This is a genomic window from Flavobacterium sp. C3NV (genome assembly GCF_046825355.2).
GTDB lineage: Bacteria > Bacteroidota > Bacteroidia > Flavobacteriales > Flavobacteriaceae > Flavobacterium.
Genome location: NZ_JBKQBJ020000026.1, coordinates 16,512 through 31,518 on the forward strand (window position 1 = coordinate 16,512; position 15,007 = coordinate 31,518).

A 15,007-nucleotide genomic window follows, 5' to 3' on the forward strand; every position below is an offset into this window, starting at 1 on the left:
TTTATGTCCGCCGCGGCGGACATAAAAAGATAAAGGCGAGAGCGGGAAATAGCTCCTAATTTTTATGGAATAAATTTACGATAAAAATTATGAAATTCGTTGATTAATTACAGCCCGGACTACATCGATGGCTACAGTATTGTATTTATCATTAGGAATGATGATGTCTGCAAAAGCTTTTGAGGGCTCGATAAATTGCTCGTGCATAGGTTTTAAGGTGTTTTGATAACGGGTTAAAACCTCGTCGATATCACGTCCGCGTTCTGAAATATCACGTTTTAAACGGCGAATTAATCTTTCGTCAGAGTCAGCATGCACGTAAACTTTAACATCAAAAAGATCACGAAGCTCCGGATTGGTCAAAATTAAGATTCCTTCGACAATCATTACTTTTCTTGGATGCGTTGATACCGTATCGTCTGTTCTGTTATGTTGTATGAAAGAATAAACAGGCTGATCGATAGTTTCGCCTTCTTTTAATGCTTTTAAATGTTTTACCAATAATTCAAAATCGATCGCACGCGGATGATCAAAATTGATTAATGCTCTTTCGTCGAACGACAAATTATGGGTTTCTTTATAGTAGGAATCCTGAGAAATTACGCCAACTTCTGTGTCTGGTAATTCGTTCATAATTTGATGTACTACTGTTGTTTTTCCACTTCCTGTTCCTCCTGCAATTCCAATAATGAGCATATATTTTTTGTTTGATATTTGTTTGGCAAAAATAATAATTTAAGTGAAGTACTAAACATATTATGTAATTTAACCATATAAGTAATGTAAGTAAATTTAAGCAGCAAAATATTTAAGTAAAAAGGTACTTAACTGAACTTATATTACTTATATGGTTAAAAGATTGTGACTTATATGGTGAAAAACATAAAAAAAATCCCGAAAGTAGAACCTTCGGGATTTAGTGCAATCAGTATAGTTTATAAAAAATATTCTGAATTTAGTAAGCACGTAAAATTATTTATTCTTTTTTGCTTTTATCATCATTTCAAGCTGATCCCAAAGTTCTTCCGGAATTGCTTCTAATAAATTAAATTGTCCTGCGCCTTTTAGCCATTCGCCACCATCGATCGTGATAACGTCGCCATTTACATAAGCAGAAAAATCAGATACTAAATAAGCTGCTAAATTGGCCAATTCCTGATGATCACCTACACGTTTCAATGGTACTTTTTTCGCCATGTCAAATTTTTCGGCAAGATCTCCGGGTAATAATCTGTCCCACGCTCCTTTTGTTGGGAATGGTCCCGGTGCAATGGCATTAGAACGGATTCCGTATTTTGCCCATTCTACAGCTAAACTGCGTGTCATGGCCAAAACTCCGGCTTTTGCAGTAGCACTTGGTACAACATATGCTGAACCTGTCCAGGCATAAGTGGTTACGATGTTTAATATTGTAGCCGATGTTTGTTTGGTATCGATCCAGTGTTTTCCAAAAGCGAGTGTACAGTTTTTTGAACCTTTTAATACGATATCTATAACAGTATCAAATGCATTTGCAGATAAACGTTCAGTTGGAGAAATGAAATTTCCGGCAGCATTGTTCAAAAGAACATCTACTTTTCCAAAAACTTTTAAGGTTTCCTGAAGCATATTTTCTACTTCTTCATAATGACGAACGTCACATTGAAGCGGTAAACATTTTCCTCCGGTTTCAGTTTCAAGTTCGGTGGCCGTATTTTTTAGCTTTTCTAAATCTCTTGAAGTAATGGCTACCTGAGCACCTAATTCTAAGAAATATTTGGTCATTGCTTTTCCTAAACCGCTTCCGCCGCCTGTTACTACTATGACTTTACCTTTTAAAGCGTCATCTCTTAACATTTTATCTGTATAGCTCATATTTTTTTTCTTTTTATTACAATATTAATTAAATAAATAGGATGCACGCATAATAATGTTATAAAATTTTGATAAACTTTATATATCACATAATTTTTTTGCTGCTGATTCTAAAGTGAAATTGTCTTTAGCAAAGCAAAAACGTATTAAATTTTGGTCTTTATGATCTGAATAAAAAGTAGAAATTGGGATGGCAGCAACGCCATGGTCTGTAATTAGTTTTTTGCAAAAAGTAACATCATCATCGTTTGAAATGTTCGCATACGAAGCCACCTGAAAATAAGTTCCCTCGCAAGGTTTTAGTTCAAAACGGCTATTTTGAAGCAGTTTCTGGAAGTAATCTCGTTTTTCCTGATAGAATTTTCCAAGCAAATTGACATCAACAATATTTAAATATTCACTTATGGCAGCTTGAGAAATACTATTTACGCTGAAAACCAGAAATTGATGTACTTTTTTGATTTCTTTCATTAAATGTTCTGGCGCAACGGTGTAACCAATTTTCCAGCCTGTAATATGAAATGATTTTCCGAAAGAAGAAACCATGATACAACGGTTTAAAAGGAAATCTTTTGTATGGGCCGAAATATGTTTTTCTTCGAAAGTAATATATTCGTAGACTTCATCAGATAAAACAATAATGTCCGGATGTTTTGAAAGTAATTTTTCCAGTTCAAGAAAATCAGCTTCAGCTAAAATTTTTCCTGTTGGATTATGAGGATTATTAATGATGATCATCTTGGTTTTTGATGAACACGCTTTTTCTATCGTTTCCCAATTTGGTGTATAATCATCGTTTAAAGCTACACGAACGGGTTTTGCGTTGCAAAGCAATACAGGAGATTCATATGAATCATAACTTGGATCCAGAATTACAACTTCATCTCCTGTTTTTACCAAAGCTAATATCGAAGTAAAAATTCCCTGAGTTGCTCCGGCAGTTACCAAAAGTTCCAAATCAGAATTGATCGTTCTGTTGTAAGAACTCTGAATTAAATTTGCAATCTGATTCATCAACGGCGGAAAACCTGCCATTGGTGTGTATTGATGTACGTTTTCCTTAGCTAATCTTGCCAGAATATCTGTTAGTCTTTCATCAACCGGAAAGTTAGGAAATCCCTGCGAAAGATTAATGGCATTATATTCCGTTGCCATTTTAGACATGACCGTAAAAATGCTGGTGGTTACGTTTGGAAGTTTGCTCATGAAAATCTATAATTACTTTTATAAAGATAGCTTTTTTATGATAATTTTAATTTCTTTTTCTGAAACGAATATTTTTCTAAAAAGAGAATCTATAGCTTATTAGTTTATAGTTATAGGTAGAGAATAAAGAACTCTAACTTGCTTGTTATTTTGTATTCCAGGACTCCATTTAGGGGATTTTCTTAAAATGCGAATAGCTTCAGCACCAGTTTGGTGACCAATATCTCTTAAAATTTTGATATCAGTTAATGAACCATCTTTTTCTATTATAAACGTCACATATATTTTTCCCTTTAGATTATCTGTTGTGATTCTATAATTTTGTTTGAAGAATTTATAAAATGCTTCTTGACCTCCGGGAAATTCAGGTTTTACATCTATTCCTGCTGTGTTGTAAATATTATTGTCATCATTAGGAATAGCTCCTTGTGGCGGAGGTGTATTGTTAGGCTCGTCTATGATAAGAACGTCGTCTTTTTTAATAGTTTGAGAAGATACATTTTGTGCAAAGCAAATCAAAATTAGAAATAAAAACTTTTTCATTATGATGGTTTTAAAGTTAGTTTACATTTTATGTATAATAAAAATCGTAGGCCTGTTATGTAAATCAACTTTTAATTTTTTCCAGTCAGCAACACGCATGGTTTTAATAAATTCTGTAGGCAATGTAATATCAGTCGCAATACAAAGATGCGTTGAGGGATTTACGATTTGTAAAATATCTTCAACTAATTTATTATTTCTATATGGGGTTTCAATAAAAATCTGAGATTGGTTTTTATCCTGAGATAATTTCTCAAAGTGTTTCAAAGCCGATTTTTTCTCATCTTTATCAATTGGCAAATATCCGTTGAAAGTAAAGCTTTGACCGTTCATTCCGGAAGCCATCATGGCAAGTAGGATGGAAGACGGACCAACTAAAGGCACAACCTGAATTCCTTTTTCGTGTGCCAATTTTACAATTACAGCACCGGGATCAGCAACTCCGGGACAACCTGCTTCGCTCATTAAACCTACATTTTTTCCTTCTAATAAAGGTTTGATGAAGTTTAAATGCTCGCTTGGTTCAGTACGTTTATTAAGTGTGAAAAGTATTAGTTCTGATTGCTTTTTCTCAGGAGAAACTGCTTTTATTGATTTTCTGGCCGTTTTCTCGTTTTCAACAATATAATGATCTATAAAATCGATACTTCTTTTTACGGTTTGAGGCAAAACATCCATAGGATCGCTTTCGCCCATTGTGGTTGGAATTAAATATAATTTTCCTAGAAGTTTCATTTGTGATGGTTTAGTATTAAAAGAAAAATGTACTTCAATTATCAGTTAAGTAATTAAAATACATTAAAATTATGAATGTTTTTCGATAAGTTTTGTGGCAATTATTTCGGCAGCTTCGTCTAACATTTGATAAACACTGTCGAAACCATTTGCAGCTCCGTAATAAGGATCTGGAACATCTACGTTTTCGTCCGGAAATAATTCGTTTAAAATAAGATGTACTTTATTTTTGTGTTCCGGAGTTTTGGCTAACTGAATGACGTCCCGGTAATTTGAACTATCCATAACATAGATATAATCAAATTCTTCAAAATCAGCTGTTTTAAATTGTCTGCCTTTTTGACCGTCAATACACAGGCCATTTTTTTGAGCTACTGCGATAGAACGTTTGTCCGGAGAATGACCCACGTGCCATGATCCGGTTCCTGCAGAATCAACTATAAAGTTTTTAGGTAATTTTGATGCTAAAATACCTTCGGCTAAAGGTGATCTGCAAATATTTCCCAAACAAACCATTAAAATTTTTACTGGCATGATTCGCGTTTATAGCGTTAATTTTTTGTTGATGTCTTCGACAAATTTCTTGAATTGTTTGTCTGTAGAAACTAAATTGTCAACCGTTTTACAAGCGTGCAATACGGTAGCGTGATCACGATCTCCAATTTGTGAACCAATGTTTGCCAAAGAAGCTTTTGTAAATTTCTTTGCAAAAAACATAGCCAATTGTCTTGCCTGAACCACGTGCCTCTTTCTGGTTTTAGATTGAAGTGTTTCAATATCCAACTGAAAATAATCTGACACAATTTTTTGAATATAATCGATAGAGATTTCTCTCTTTACGTTTTTAACAAATTTCTCTACAACGCTTTTTGCCAATTCAATCGTAACTTCTTTTTTGTTGAAAGATGATTGTGCGATTAACGAAATAATTGCGCCTTCAAGTTCTCTCACATTCGATTTAATATTGCGGGCAACATATTCGATAATATCTTCTGGCATCTCAACACCATCACGATAAAGAATATTTTTTAAGATCGAAATTCTGGTTTCGTAATCTGGCTGGTGTAATTCAGCAGATAATCCCCATTTAAAACGAGATAGCAAACGTTGTTCAATATCCTGCATATCAACAGGAGCTTTGTCCGAAGTCAAAATTACCTGCTTTCCGTTTTGGTGCAAATAATTGAAAATATGGAAAAATACGTCCTGAGTTCCTGATTTTCCGGATAAAAACTGAACATCATCAATAATCAAAACGTCGATTAATTGGTAAAAGTGAATGAAATCATTACGATTATTCTTTTTAACCGAATCAATATATTGTTGTGTGAAAATCTCGGCAGAAATATATAAAACCGTCTTTTCAGGATATTTGTCTTTTACTTCAACACCTATAGCATGTGCTAAGTGTGTTTTTCCTAAACCAACTCCACCAAAAATCAATAACGGATTAAAAGATGTTCCTCCAGGTTTATTGGCAACTGCCATACCTGCAGAACGAGCTAAACGGTTTGAGTCTCCTTCAAGGAAATTGTCAAAACTATAATTAGGATTTAACTGTGATTCAATTTTTAAGTTTCTGATTCCCGGAATTACAAAAGGATTCTTAAGTTCAGGATTCAGGTTTTTAAAAGGAGCATCAACCTCTTGCGGTTTCATTGGCACTCTGTTGGAACTTGGCAGCTGCTCGGTAAAAGGCTGTTTATTTCCATAAGTGTTCTCCATTTTAATTTTATAGAGTAACTTTGCGTTTTTTCCCAGTTCTTTGGTAAGCGCAACTTTCAATAATTTTACGTAGTGTTCTTCTAACCATTCGTAGAAAAATTTACTTGGTACTTGAATATATAACGCGTTGTCGGTTAGCTCAACTGATTTGATTGGTTCGAACCAAGTTTTATATGCTTGATCTTGAATATTGTCTTTTATAAAGGACAAACAGTTTTCCCATACCGATTGAGCAGTTTTAGTCATAGATTCAGATAAATTTTTTTATTATTGATAAAGATTCTCCTAATAAAAAAGGAGCAATTTTATTCCGTATTTCGGGATAACAAATATGTGAACAAATTTCTGTAAAAAAAAATATTTTGGCCTCTAATTTTATAAAAAAAAGTTGTAAGTGAACTTTTTGAATTTAAATTTTTTTAATATATAACTAATGAAAAATCATCAAACGCAAGTGCGTGTTCGTTACTCAGAAACCGATCAAATGGGAGTCGTTTATCACGGTAATTATGTCCCTTATTTTGAGATAGGACGCGTGGAATGGCTTAGAAACAAAGGGATTTCGTATAAAAGCATGGAAGAAAGCGGAATTGGTTTGCCTATTGTTTCGATGCAAATAAATTATAAAAAATCAGCACGCTATGATGAGCTTCTTACAATTCATACTACTTTCAAAAGTCAATCCTCAGTCAAGATTGAATTTGACTGTGAGATTTATAATGAGGCGAATGAGTTATTAACAACTGCGGTGTTTATTTTAGTATTTATTTCGTTAAAATCGGGTCGCCCAACTGCCCCTCCGGATTATATTTTAGAATTGTTTAAAACACTTGAATAATTGTTAAAATGAGATAGCTTTTTATATCAATTTATATAATTTTAATATCGATTTCAAACATTAAATCAAAAATGTCGAATACTGATTCGGCATTTTTTTTGCGCGTTTTTGTTTTGATTTTGCCAATTGGTAAACCTGAATCTTCGTCAATTTCCATTTCCTGAGACGTGATTTCCAGCTTTTTTTCTTTGATGACCCGCATTACTTTGTTCATGTTTTTATAATCAAAAGAGATTAAAAAGTGAACATCAATTGTTTTTTCGATAATCTCACAAACTTCAAGAGTCATTTGCGCTGTTGTTTTATAAGCGGCAATTAATCCTCCAACACCTAATTTTATTCCTCCAAAAATTCGAACTACCACTACAAGAACGTTGGTGAGGCCAAAAGATTGTATTTGTCCGTAAATTGGTGCTCCGGCAGTATTGCTTGGTTCGCCATCATCATTGGCGCGATACGAGATTTTTGGCGCTGTGCCCAATTGGTATGCATAACAATAATGTACGGCGTGCGGATGTTGTTTTTTTAAGATTTCGATGATAGGTTTTACTTCATCTTCATTATTTATAGGAAAGGCATAACCAAAGAACTTGCTTCCTTTTTCTTTAAAAAGCACTTCTTCAGATTCAAAAGCTATGGTTTTATAGGTGTCTTCGTATTCCAAAAGTAAAATTCTAAATTATGTTTAATGTTTTTTTGCTGAGTTAATTTTACCGCAAAGACGCCAAGGTTTTTTAATTTGATGGCTTTATAAACACAAAGTTCGCAAAGCTGGAATCAACTCAAAGCTTTGCGAACTTTGTGTTTTCTCAACATACAGTTAGATGAAAAACTTAGCGCTCTTTGCGGTTAATCACATCAATAATTGTAAGTCGTTGACAAAGTATACGTTAGTTACAATATCTTTTTCTCAAATAAATCAACTACATCTTCCTGACCAACTTGTAAATTCCAAACATGGAAACCTAAAGCCGCGGCTGAATCTGTGTTTTCTTTTTTATCATCGACAAACAAAGTACGCTTTGGCGATAATTCGTGTTTGTTGATCAGGTATTGAAAAACTTCTGCGTTTGGTTTACGCATTCCAATTTCAAAAGAAAAATAAACTTTTTCAAAGCATTGATAAAAGTCGCTGTAAAACGAAATGCCGCTTTTGTTTTCGAAAGTCGCAATATGAATAGAATCTGTATTGCTCAATAAAAACAAACGGTATTTTTTTGAAAGCATTTGTAGAAACTCTAATCGATATAAAGGGAAGTCTGCTAAAACGGCATTCCAGGCTTTTAGGATTTCTTCTATCGAAGCATTTGGTAATTCTTTCTGAAAACCTGCCACAAAATCATCATGCGATATATCTCCGGTTTCGAACAAAAGATTCAAGCGGTCCAATTCTGCATTCCATTCTGTCATGCCCAATTGCTGCAATCCTGAAATGGTCGCTTGTTTATCTAAATTGATAAAAATATCTCCAAAATCAAAAATTATAGTATCAATCATGATTTCTAATGTTTAGTAATTCGTCGCTTAGAATGTAAGTTTTGGTTGGATTGTTCTTTTGAATAATTGGTGCTTTAGTTCCTTTTCCAAAAGAAGTATTTCCAATAAAAATCCGGGCTTCATCCCAAATATTCTGATCTATAAAAGATTGTAAAGTTTGCAATCCACCTTCAATAATAATAGATTGAATTTGGTTTTGATGTAAAACAGCCAAAATTTGAGGTATTATATTTTGATTAAAATCAATTACTTCAAAGTTAGTGTTTTCTGCTGAAACGTTGGTTTCAGATTTTGTAAATACAATCGTTTTTACCGTATTGTCAAAAACAAAACTGTCTTTTGATATGCGATTATTTTGATCCAGAACAACTCTTACCGGATTGTTTCCTGACCAGTCTCTGGTGTTTAACTTCGGATTGTCGTCGATTACAGTTTGGGTTCCTGCTAAAATAGCTTGTTCTTCGCTGCGCCATTTATGAACCAATTGCCTTGAATACGTATTGGTAATCCAAACCGGTTTTCGATCCTGACCGATTTCTTTTTCGGGAGACAGAAAACCATCCTGACTTTCGGCCCATTTCAATATTATATAAGGTCTTTTTTGCTCGTGAAAAGTAAAAAAGCGTTTGTTGAGTTCGTGGCATTCTTTTTCTAAAACACCAACAGTTACATTCGCTCCGGCAGCAATTAATTTTTTAATGCCGTTTCCCGCTACTCTTTCGTTAGGATCAACGGTTCCAACAACGACATTCGGAATTTGATGTTCTATTATTAAATCGCAGCACGGAGGTGTTTTGCCAAAATGGCTGCAAGGTTCCAGGCTTACATAAATAGTAGCTTTTTTTAATAATGATTTGTCTTTTACAGATCGAATGGCATTTACTTCGGCATGTGGTTCTCCGGCTTTTTTGTGCCAGCCTTCGCCAATGATTTGATTTTCGTAAACAATTACGCTACCCACCATCGGATTAGGATATGTAGTTCCAAAGCCATTTTCTGCCAACTTTATGCAGCGTTTTATGTATTTTTCATGTATATTCACGGTACAAAAGTAGTTATTTTTGTTTAGTTCGATAGTTAACGATATTGTTAAGAAACTATCAAAAAAGTATTTTTACTTTTGTAATACAATACACGAATATAGAAAAATGGAAAATTGGATTATCAGGACAATTAAAAAAGAAGACAATCAGGCAGTTGCTCAATTAATACGATCGGTTTTTGATGAAATGGAAATTCCGAAAGTAGGTACAGCGTACGAAGATCCTTATTTAGATTTAATGTTTGAAGAATATAATAAACCACAGTCAGTTTATTTTGTCGTTGAAAATGGAGGCAAAATTGTGGGCTGTGCAGGAGTTGCACCGCTTGAAAATGGAGATCCTGAAATATGCGAATTGCAAAAGATGTATTTCCTGCCAGAAACCCGTGGTTTAGGAATTGGAAGCAAAATGATGGATAAATGTTTAGAGCAGGCAAAAGATTTTGGTTTCAAAAAATGTTATATCGAGACAATGCCTTTTATGCATGCTGCTCAAAAATTATATAAAAAATCCGGTTTTGAATATCTAAATGCTCCTTTAGGAAATACGGGGCATAGTTCTTGCCCAGTGTGGATGTTGAAAAACCTATAAGTTTACTATGAAAAAAATAATACTTCCGTTTTTGTTGTTCTCGATTTTGTTTTCCTGCAAAGACGGTAAAGTAATAAAAACTCAAGGAGCTCAAACTCCGCTTAAGAATCAAGTTGTTAAAGATTCGGCTGTAAATGATGAAGTTGTTGTAGAGGAGGATGTTAAAAACGATTTTGAAATTTTATTGCCAGATGGTTACAGAGATGATCAGGGGCAGAACCCGGCTAATTCCTTGAATAAAGACTGGATTGATTTGTTTGAGCAAAATGGAACTTACTATTTAGGAAAAACTGATTTTACGATCGAAAAAGGATATGATGAATGTGTTGGAGATTCTACAAGATCAATTGTTTCTAAAAATAAATCGGTTTTGTTTATGGATTATCCGAAATTGAAGTTGGGAAAAATAAAGTTTTTGAAATTGGCTAAAAACAAAATCTGGCCAAACGAAAAAGTAACTTTGAAATTCGAAAATGCTGATTATGTTTTTAGAGCTGAAGGAAAAGTGCTTTCGACTGAAAAAAGAATTTTAGATGATAATAAAGAGGAAATTTATAAAAAAGTAGAAAACTATAAGTTGTTTTTGAAAACAAATAACGGCCCTGAAAAATTGCTTTTGCAAGTAGAGACTTTCAATGATACTTTTGTTGAATTGCTTTTTGCCGGAGATATTGATAATGATGGTAAACTGGATTTTATTTTTGGTGCTAACAGAGATTATGAGGAAACACGCGTAATGTTATTTCTTTCTTCGAAGGCAGAAAATGAAGAACCGGTAAAAAAGGTTTCTGAGTTAGCTATTCAGTTTGATTGCTAGAATCGTAAACTAAATTGATTGTTGAAAAAAGATAGATTAAAATATTTGCTTAAAAATTGAGGCATTAAAATAAACTCAAAATGAGAATCAAACAATATAGGACTCAATTTATAAAAGAATTATCGCCTTTTTATGACGCTTATGAAGCTGAGAGTTTTTTTTATTTAATATTAGAGGATAAACATAAATTGCGTCAGATAGATTTGGCATTGAATCATGAATTAACTTTTTCTGAAAGTGATTTTGCTGTCTGGGATTTATTATTAGCGCAATTAAAAAAGGAAGTTCCGATTCAGTATTTGTTGGGGAAAACTAATTTTTACGGATTGGATTTTGAAGTCAATGAAAATGTTTTGATCCCAAGACCGGAAACCGAAGAATTGGTAGAATGGATTGTCAATGAGAATTCTAAAGTTGATAAGGCTAAAACAATTAAAATTCTGGACATAGGAACCGGGAGTGGCTGTATTGCCATTTCGTTGGCAAAAAATATTCCGAACGCTCAGGTTTATGCGATGGATGTTTCGAAAAAAGCAATAGAAACAGCGAAGCGAAATGCAGTGAACAATAAAACGGATGTTACTTTTATTCTTCAGGATGTTTTGAATGCAGAAGAACTGAAATGTAATTTTGATATTATAGTTTCGAATCCGCCGTATGTGCGTAATTTAGAAAAAGAAGAAATCAAGAAGAATGTGCTGGATTATGAACCGCATTTGGCGCTTTTTGTAGAAGATAATGATGCCTTGGTTTTTTATCGAAAGATAGCTGCGTTGGCACAAAATAATCTGTTAGAAAACGGGCAATTGTATTTTGAAATCAATCAGTATCTAGGATGTGAAATGAAAGATTTATTAGAAAAAATGAATTTTGAAAACATCGAATTGCGAAAAGATATTTACGATAATGATCGCATGATTTTTGGTAAGGTTTCTAAAACTTTGTAGTTTTTTTTAAAGTATTACCTGAAAGATCTTAAAAAAATGAAACTTCTAACCTAGCCCCGATTGCAGTGGAAATCCTTTTATTTTTTTTTCTTTAAAAAAATAAAAGATTGAAATGAAAAGCGGGACAAGTTGTCTTTTGAATGATTGATTTCTGCTTCAAATATTTAAGAAACCGAAAACTAAAAATTGGGACCGAAAACTAAAAAATTATTCGTAACGCAAAGCTTCGATTGGATCTAGTTTTGAGGCTTTTATAGCAGGATATAAACCCGAAACAATCGCAACGGTAAAACTGGTTGCAAATGCTGCAAAAATGGCTACCCACGGAATCACAAATGCAAAACTCATTGCGGTTGCAATGGCAAAACCTAAAAGTATTCCGATTATAATACCAATCAAACCTCCAATTTGTCCTATAAGTAAAGTTTCGATAAAAAACTGAAAAGCAACTGTTGATCTTTTTGCTCCTAAAGCTTTACGAACGCCTATTTCGCGTGTACGCTCTGTAACCGAAACGATCATTATATTCATTAATGCGATTGAAGATCCTAAGATGGTAATCACGCTGATGATCCAGGATGCCCAGCCTAAATATTTTGTAATGCCTAAAATACGATTGATTAAATCATCGCTACGGCCAATTCCGAAATTGTTGTCGCGTGTTGGGCTTAATTTTCGTACGCGTCGCATGGTGCTTGTTGCATTATCTATGGCTTCATCCAGCAATTCTTTTTTAGCTACCATTACGCTCATTGTGTAATTGATATTTGGGGCAGTAAATAAAGAACGTGCTACCTGAATTGGAATTAAAACGCGTAAATCCTGACTATTGCCAAACGTTGATCCTTTTTCTTTTAGTACGCCAATAACTTTAAAACGCGCGCCACGAATGGAAATTATTTTATCTATTGGATTTACATCTTTTAATAATCCTTTTTCGAAATCAGATCCTACAACACAAGAATAGGTATTATTATCGATGTCGAATTGATTGAAACTGCGGCCCAGATTTATTTCTAAACCCGAGTTGGAGATAAAATGTTCGTCGACACCCAAAATCTGGATTTCCGGATCGGTTTTTTTCTCCAGATATTTTACTTCTGCCGTTCGGGTTGCGGTAAAGGATAAAGAAGTTTCGGTAAAAGGATATTTGTATTTGTTTTTGAAAGCAACGGCTTCAGGGTACGAAATAATTGGATTTACAATTTCACGCTCGTTACTTCCTCTGTTTTTAAGGTTGTTTTCGTATTGGTTAATGTTGAAGGTATTGGCTCCCATAGAAGCAAAATTGGTCGAAATGGTGTTTTCCAGTGCTGTTACAACGGTTAAGATTCCCACCAAAGCGGTAATCCCGATAGCGATAATTAATACGGTAAGAATAGTACGCAATAATTGTGTTTTGATAGAACCAAAAGCAATTCGGATATTTTCTTTAAATAATTTTAGCATCATGACCAATTTGTCACGAAAATACGTTTTTTGTTACAAGTTTGTTTTCGAACTGGCATTATTTATTTTAAAAAATAAGATATTTGCAGACGATTTAGGATTAGTAGTAAATCTAAAATCCCAATATAATTAATGTAAAAGAGTTTATGAAGTAAGATTAGAAAATAATCTAAAATCTAAAATCTAAAAATCTAAAATCAGAAAAATGGCTTCGAAACCAAGCATACCACAAGGAACAAGAGATTTTTCGCCTGCAGAGGTGTCAAAACGTCAATATATTATTCAGACTATAAAAAATAATTTCGAGAAATTTGGTTTTCAGCCAATCGAAACGCCTTCGTTTGAAAATTCAGATACCTTAATGGGGAAATATGGAGAAGAAGGTGATCGTTTAATTTTTAAAATATTGAATTCAGGTAATTTTTTCTTTAATAAAAATAAAATTGAATTACCGGAATCTATTGAAGCATTGCAAACTAATTCTGCAGAAACAATAGATTTGAATCAGAGAATTGAACTGAATAAATTTACCGGAAAAATTTCAGAGAAAGCATTGCGTTACGATTTGACTGTTCCGTTTGCAAGATATGTGGTACAGCACCAAAACGAAATTGAGTTTCCTTTTAAGAGATATCAAATTCAACCGGTTTGGAGAGCTGACAGACCTCAAAGAGGACGTTACAGAGAATTTTATCAATGTGATGCCGATGTTGTTGGTTCTAAATCATTATGGCAGGAGGTAGAATTGGTTCAATTATACGATACTGTTTTTACATCCTTGGGTTTAGAAGGTGTGACGATTAAAATCAACAACAGAAAAATATTATCTGGAATTGCCGAAGTTATTGGAGCATCTGATAAATTGATCGATTTTACAGTAGCTCTTGATAAGCTGGATAAAATTGGTGAAGATGGTGTGAAAAAAGAGATGATCGAAAAAGGTATCGATGAAAAAGCTTTGGTTAAAGTTCAGCCGCTTTTTAGTTTTACAGGATCATTTTCAGATAAAATCGCTCAGCTTTCAGATTTATTAGCTGAATCTGAGGAAGGAATGAAAGGAGTAGAGGAACTGAAATTTATTTGTGACAATGTGGCAACTTTAGGTTTGGCGACAGCAACATTAGATCTTGATGTAACGCTGGCTCGTGGATTGAATTATTATACGGGAGCAATTTTTGAAGTAGCGGCACCAAAAACCGTTTCGATGGGTTCTATTGGCGGTGGCGGAAGATACGATGACTTAACGGGTATTTTTGGTTTAAAGAATATGAGCGGCGTTGGAATTTCTTTTGGTTTAGACCGAATTTATTTGGTTCTGGAAGAATTACAATTGTTCCCGGAAACTGTTGCAGCGACATCAAAAGCATTGTTTATCAATTACGGAGATGCCGAGGCTTTGTACGCTTCGCAGGCGATCCAGAAGCTGAGAAAAGAAAATATAAAAGTAGAATTGTATCCTGATAATGTAAAAGTAGGGAAACAGTTTCAATATGCAGATAAACGCTTGATTCCGTTTGCAGTAATTGCAGGCGATCAGGAAATTGCAAACAATTCTTATTCGCTTAAGAATCTGGTTTCAGGAGAGCAGATTTCTGTAGATTTTGAAGGGTTGAAAAATGCTTTGTTGGCTTAAGGATTTAACCGCAAAGATTCTGTGTTGATTTCCAATTTTAAATCTTAATTTTTATTAATTTTGTTTTTCAAGACAGTCATTGAGCTAGTCTCTATAGCGTGCTAAACCTTATGTGTTTTCACGCTATTT

At 33.9% G+C, this 15,007-nt stretch carries 16 protein-coding genes; 5 read left to right on the forward strand and 11 right to left on the reverse strand.

What is annotated here, in order from left to right; genetic code table 11:
• Nucleotides 1–87: 87 nt before the first annotated feature.
• From udk to dnaA, 7 genes are all read right to left on the reverse strand, one after another.
• The gene (udk, locus tag ACIDC4_RS24135) at nt 88–696 is read right to left on the reverse strand and encodes a uridine kinase (protein WP_055095441.1); all 609 of its coding nucleotides are present in this window, start codon (nt 694–696) and stop codon (nt 88–90) included.
• A gap of 276 nt (nt 697–972) precedes the next feature.
• Nucleotides 973–1,854, reverse strand: a complete 882-nt coding sequence (locus tag ACIDC4_RS24140) for an SDR family oxidoreductase (RefSeq protein WP_412044168.1) — start codon at nt 1,852–1,854, stop codon at nt 973–975.
• 78 nt (nt 1,855–1,932) lie between these two features.
• Nucleotides 1,933–3,060 (reverse strand): methionine aminotransferase, encoded by a 1,128-nt coding sequence (locus ACIDC4_RS24145; protein ID WP_412044167.1) that lies wholly within the window; start codon nt 3,058–3,060, stop codon nt 1,933–1,935.
• Between the two features lie 99 nt (nt 3,061–3,159).
• Complete coding sequence (locus ACIDC4_RS24150; protein ID WP_412044166.1) at nt 3,160–3,603, reverse strand: energy transducer TonB; 444 nt, start codon at nt 3,601–3,603, stop codon at nt 3,160–3,162.
• Nucleotides 3,604–3,624: 21 nt separating this feature from the next.
• Nucleotides 3,625–4,338, reverse strand: coding sequence for an SAM-dependent methyltransferase (locus tag ACIDC4_RS24155; protein ID WP_412044165.1), 714 nt, complete (start codon nt 4,336–4,338; stop codon nt 3,625–3,627).
• A gap of 69 nt (nt 4,339–4,407) precedes the next feature.
• Entirely contained in the window at nt 4,408–4,872 is a 465-nt protein-coding gene (locus tag ACIDC4_RS24160) for a low molecular weight protein-tyrosine-phosphatase (protein WP_412044164.1), read from the reverse strand.
• Between the two features lie 9 nt (nt 4,873–4,881).
• Nucleotides 4,882–6,309, reverse strand: a complete 1,428-nt coding sequence (gene dnaA / locus ACIDC4_RS24165; RefSeq protein ID WP_065451227.1) for a chromosomal replication initiator protein DnaA — start codon at nt 6,307–6,309, stop codon at nt 4,882–4,884.
• Nucleotides 6,310–6,496: 187 nt separating this feature from the next.
• Between dnaA and ACIDC4_RS24170 the strand changes: the two genes are divergently transcribed.
• Nucleotides 6,497–6,901 carry an acyl-CoA thioesterase gene (locus ACIDC4_RS24170; protein ID WP_173971691.1) on the forward strand — a complete coding sequence of 135 codons (405 nt, stop codon included), beginning with the start codon at nt 6,497–6,499 and terminating at the stop codon, nt 6,899–6,901.
• A 31-nt stretch (nt 6,902–6,932) separates the two neighbouring features.
• On the opposite strand, the gene ACIDC4_RS24175 is transcribed toward ACIDC4_RS24170, so the two are convergent.
• The 3 genes from ACIDC4_RS24175 to ribD form a co-directional block, all read right to left on the reverse strand.
• Entirely contained in the window at nt 6,933–7,565 is a 633-nt protein-coding gene (locus ACIDC4_RS24175; RefSeq protein WP_412044163.1) for an IMPACT family protein, read from the reverse strand.
• 230 nt (nt 7,566–7,795) lie between these two features.
• Nucleotides 7,796–8,398, reverse strand: a complete 603-nt coding sequence (locus tag ACIDC4_RS24180; RefSeq protein WP_412044162.1) for an HAD family hydrolase — start codon at nt 8,396–8,398, stop codon at nt 7,796–7,798.
• Nucleotides 8,391–9,440, reverse strand: coding sequence for a bifunctional diaminohydroxyphosphoribosylaminopyrimidine deaminase/5-amino-6-(5-phosphoribosylamino)uracil reductase RibD (gene ribD, locus ACIDC4_RS24185; protein ID WP_412044161.1), 1,050 nt, complete (start codon nt 9,438–9,440; stop codon nt 8,391–8,393). The genes ACIDC4_RS24180 and ribD overlap by 8 nt, the downstream gene beginning before the upstream one ends.
• Nucleotides 9,441–9,546: 106 nt before the next feature.
• On the opposite strand from ribD, the gene ACIDC4_RS24190 reads away from it, so the two are divergent.
• The 3 genes from ACIDC4_RS24190 to prmC all read left to right on the forward strand — a co-directional run bounded on the left by ACIDC4_RS24190 (nt 9,547) and on the right by prmC (nt 11,796).
• Nucleotides 9,547–10,032, forward strand: coding sequence for a GNAT family N-acetyltransferase (locus tag ACIDC4_RS24190; RefSeq protein WP_412044160.1), 486 nt, complete (start codon nt 9,547–9,549; stop codon nt 10,030–10,032).
• 7 nt (nt 10,033–10,039) lie between these two features.
• A complete protein-coding gene (locus ACIDC4_RS24195) occupies nt 10,040–10,849 on the forward strand; it encodes a hypothetical protein (protein WP_412044159.1) in 810 nt (269 codons plus the stop codon).
• Between the two features lie 80 nt (nt 10,850–10,929).
• Nucleotides 10,930–11,796, forward strand: coding sequence for a peptide chain release factor N(5)-glutamine methyltransferase (gene prmC, locus ACIDC4_RS24200; RefSeq protein ID WP_412044158.1), 867 nt, complete (start codon nt 10,930–10,932; stop codon nt 11,794–11,796).
• Between the two features lie 207 nt (nt 11,797–12,003).
• On the opposite strand, the gene ACIDC4_RS24205 is transcribed toward prmC, so the two are convergent.
• The gene (locus tag ACIDC4_RS24205; RefSeq protein ID WP_412044157.1) at nt 12,004–13,248 is read right to left on the reverse strand and encodes an ABC transporter permease; all 1,245 of its coding nucleotides are present in this window, start codon (nt 13,246–13,248) and stop codon (nt 12,004–12,006) included.
• A 202-nt stretch (nt 13,249–13,450) separates the two neighbouring features.
• On the opposite strand from ACIDC4_RS24205, the gene hisS reads away from it, so the two are divergent.
• The gene (gene hisS, locus ACIDC4_RS24210; RefSeq protein ID WP_412044156.1) at nt 13,451–14,878 is read left to right on the forward strand and encodes a histidine--tRNA ligase; all 1,428 of its coding nucleotides are present in this window, start codon (nt 13,451–13,453) and stop codon (nt 14,876–14,878) included.
• The last annotated feature ends 129 nt before the right edge of the window (nt 14,879–15,007 follow it).

Bases quoted from the DNA above. Each gene is read 5' to 3' on its own strand.
- udk (WP_055095441.1), bottom strand. From the start codon at position 696: ATGCTCATTATTGGAATTGCAGGAGGAACAGGAAGTGGAAAAACAACA.
- ACIDC4_RS24140 (WP_412044168.1), bottom strand. From the start codon at position 1,854: ATGAGCTATACAGATAAAATGTTAAGAGATGACGCTTTAAAAGGTAAA.
- ACIDC4_RS24145 (WP_412044167.1), bottom strand. From the start codon at position 3,060: ATGAGCAAACTTCCAAACGTAACCACCAGCATTTTTACGGTCATGTCT.
- ACIDC4_RS24150 (WP_412044166.1), bottom strand. From the start codon at position 3,603: ATGAAAAAGTTTTTATTTCTAATTTTGATTTGCTTTGCACAAAATGTA.
- ACIDC4_RS24155 (WP_412044165.1), bottom strand. From the start codon at position 4,338: ATGAAACTTCTAGGAAAATTATATTTAATTCCAACCACAATGGGCGAA.
- ACIDC4_RS24160 (WP_412044164.1), bottom strand. From the start codon at position 4,872: ATGCCAGTAAAAATTTTAATGGTTTGTTTGGGAAATATTTGCAGATCA.
- dnaA (WP_065451227.1), bottom strand. From the start codon at position 6,309: ATGACTAAAACTGCTCAATCGGTATGGGAAAACTGTTTGTCCTTTATA.
- ACIDC4_RS24170 (WP_173971691.1), top strand. From the start codon at position 6,497: ATGAAAAATCATCAAACGCAAGTGCGTGTTCGTTACTCAGAAACCGAT.
- ACIDC4_RS24180 (WP_412044162.1), bottom strand. From the start codon at position 8,398: ATGATTGATACTATAATTTTTGATTTTGGAGATATTTTTATCAATTTA.
- ACIDC4_RS24190 (WP_412044160.1), top strand. From the start codon at position 9,547: ATGGAAAATTGGATTATCAGGACAATTAAAAAAGAAGACAATCAGGCA.
- ACIDC4_RS24195 (WP_412044159.1), top strand. From the start codon at position 10,040: ATGAAAAAAATAATACTTCCGTTTTTGTTGTTCTCGATTTTGTTTTCC.
- prmC (WP_412044158.1), top strand. From the start codon at position 10,930: ATGAGAATCAAACAATATAGGACTCAATTTATAAAAGAATTATCGCCT.
- ACIDC4_RS24205 (WP_412044157.1), bottom strand. From the start codon at position 13,248: ATGATGCTAAAATTATTTAAAGAAAATATCCGAATTGCTTTTGGTTCT.
- hisS (WP_412044156.1), top strand. From the start codon at position 13,451: ATGGCTTCGAAACCAAGCATACCACAAGGAACAAGAGATTTTTCGCCT.